The organism is Mesorhizobium sp. M2A.F.Ca.ET.067.02.1.1 (assembly GCF_004023285.1).
Taxonomy (GTDB): domain Bacteria; phylum Pseudomonadota; class Alphaproteobacteria; order Rhizobiales; family Rhizobiaceae; genus Mesorhizobium.
Genome location: NZ_RZSB01000777.1, coordinates 1 through 2,778 on the forward strand (window position 1 = coordinate 1; position 2,778 = coordinate 2,778).

Sequence of the window (2,778 nt, forward strand, 5' to 3'; positions counted from 1 at the left end):
GGTCACGGCGCTCTCGTCGAGCTTGTCGTCCTTGACAAGCGTGCCAAGGCGGCCGGGCATCGAGTTGCCTTCGGCCTTCTTGTCGGCCCAGCGCTTGAGATTGAAGATGACATCGTCGGCGGTGAAAGCATCGCCGTTCGACCAGGTCACGCCCTTGCGTACATGCAGCGTGTACTCGGTCGCGTCATCGTTCACGTCCCAGCTTTCCAGGAGATAGGGGCGGAATGTGTACTCGGTGGTGTACTTAACCAGCGGCTCAAGCGCCTGGCGCTCGGCATTGGCGATTTCCGACCAGTCGGCCTTGCGTGGATCCTTCGGATCCTTGACCCACTGCGCGACCTTCAGCGTGCCGCCCTTCTTGCCCTGTACGTCGTCGGCTTTCGCCGGGGTCGGATCGGCCAGACCGATCAGGCCGTAGGCCATCGCCGTGGACGCTCCGAAAACGCTGGCGAGCGCCAGGAATTCGCGACGATCGACCTTTCCCGCCTTGGCTTCTTCGGCCAACGCCAAGATATGATCAGGAACCTGATCACCATTGCTCTTATAGATTGCCATGACTTGCTCCCATTGTTGGCTTTCCGCCTTTTAACATTCCGCATCCGGACCGCGTTGTCAAAAAGACGGTATGGAGGAGGAACATGCCAGGGAATGTGCATCTTTGGCTGCAACCCGGTTCGCGTGATAGCGACAGTCTTGACGCAAATTTGTTATCGCGACGCGGATTCCCTAAAAAATTCCCGCGGGCCATTAAATCGATACATTTTATAAGGATAGCAGCCCCGTACCGGCGGTCGCCCCTGGTTCGCCTTGGCCAATCCGGCCCGGCACAACCTCAATATTCGCGTTCGTAAAAGACGCCGCCCTTGGCCTCGCCGGCGTCATTGGCTTCGCCGCGCAGCTTAACCCCGCGACCGACATTGAGGTCGATCGTCGCCTTGCCGGAGCCTGGCTTGTCGCCCTTCTGTATCGTCACATAGGTGCGATCGTTGAGGTACTTGCCGGCCGAAACCGCGGTGCCGCCCTTCTCATCCGTCGTCACGTCGAGATCATCGACGCCGATGGCGCTTTGCAGGTTCTCGAGCAACGAGGTCGAACCGCCGACGCCGGCCAGTTGCGCGGCGGCGCTCGCAAGTTGCGCGATCTGCAGCGGCGACAGCTTGGACATGGATTGACCGAAGATGAGTTGTGCCAGGATCTCGTCCTGGGGCAGCGCCGGCACGGAGGAGAACGTGAACTTCGGATTGGTCGCCTCGCCTGAGACGACGACCGTGACTGTGGCGGTGCTCGTCGTGGTGGTCGCCGTCAAGTTGAGATAGGGCACCAGCGACCCCTGGAACCCGATCGTGCCATCGGTGAAGGTCAGTCGCTTGGAAAGGATGATCAGCCGTCCGCGCTGCAGGGTGAAGGTGCCGATCGCCCTGGGCGCCGAAGCCGGGCCGGTTAGTTTGAGCGATCCGCCCAGTTCGGCGTCGACACCCCTGCCCTGGATGAAGATCTGGTTCGGCGCGTTGACCGTCACGTCGAGCGTCAGGCCGCTGCCGCTGTTGCTGCTGCCGCCGGACGTTGCCGGGCGCAGCGCCTTGTCCTGCGCCCGTACGGACGCCGGTGCGTTCTTGTGCTTCACATCCAGCGCCGAGAGCGAACCCGGCAGCTTTTCCGGGACGGTGATGACCGTCCTCGCCAGGTTAAGGGTGCCGGCAATCACCGGCGCCGAGACGAGCGGCCCCTTGACGGTCAGGTCGCCGCCGAGATTGGCGGTCACCACCCGGCCGTCAGTGTAGCGGCCGTCGGTGAGCTTGATCGACAGGTCGGCCGGGAAGCCCTGCGCCGGATTGATGCCCACGGTGCCGCTCGCCGACAGGCTGCCGCGCGTCGACAGTGTGCCGGTCAGGCGGTTGATCCTGGCCACCCCGCCGCCGATCGAGACGTCGGCGGCGATGTCGTTCACCGCTAGGCCGGAGCGCGCATCGATGAGGCGCGCGCCGGATGTCGTGACTTTGCCGCTGATAACCGGCGCGGATGCAGGACCACGCACTTGCACATCGACATTGGCGGTGCCGTTGAGCGCCAGCCCTTGCGCGGCGAGCTTTGCGGCCAGGAAGGAGAACGGCACCTTGCCGTTGAAATCGAGCGCCAAGGTTGGCGTGCCCGCCGTCGTCACCGAGCCGCCGCCCTTGAGGCCGAGGCCGGCGCCGTCGCTGATGTTGGCGTCGAAGGCGAGCTTGTTGCCGGCAAAAGTGCCGGATGACGACACATTCATGCCGCCAAGGCCGGCGCCACGCGTCTGCGAGGTCTGCACGCCGGCGGCATCGATCTTGAAGGCGACCGAGGGGATCGAAGGCTGGCCGGTCACCTTGACCGTGCCCGAGATCGAGCCGGCCGCGTCGAGACCCGGCGAGAAACTGTTGGCGAGCGAAATCGGCACCCGGGCGAGGTTGGCGTTGATGTCGAGCGCCTGCGCGACCTTGCCCGTCACCGTTGCCGTGCCGCCGCCGAGGTTGAGCACCAGCCGGTCGAGCGTGGTCACGCCATTGGCGATGGTCACCGTCGAGGCCTGCGCGATCGCGGCCTTGATGCCCTGCACGGTCGCCTGGCCGGACGCGAGCTCGATGGTCGTCGTGCCGTTCGCCACTTTCACGCGCCCGGCCGCCCTGGCCGGAATGTTCTTGACGGTGGCCCCGCCAGAAAAACCGGTCCAGTCGCCGTCGCGCTTGAGATCGACATCGATGCCGGTGATGGCGGTGGCGCCGGAAGTCACGCTCTCCGCCCGCACCGTGC

Annotated in this window: 2 protein-coding genes; both read right to left on the reverse strand. The window is 64.6% G+C overall.

Going from position 1 to position 2,778, the window contains the following annotated elements; genetic code table 11:
• Nucleotides 1–555 (reverse strand): ABC transporter substrate-binding protein (locus tag EOA28_RS31635; RefSeq protein ID WP_245501644.1); only part of this gene is annotated, 555 nt, incomplete at its 3' end.
• A gap of 277 nt (nucleotides 556–832) precedes the next feature.
• Nucleotides 833–2,778: translocation/assembly module TamB domain-containing protein (locus EOA28_RS31640; protein WP_189342298.1), on the reverse strand; the 1,946-nt coding region annotated here is incomplete at its 5' end.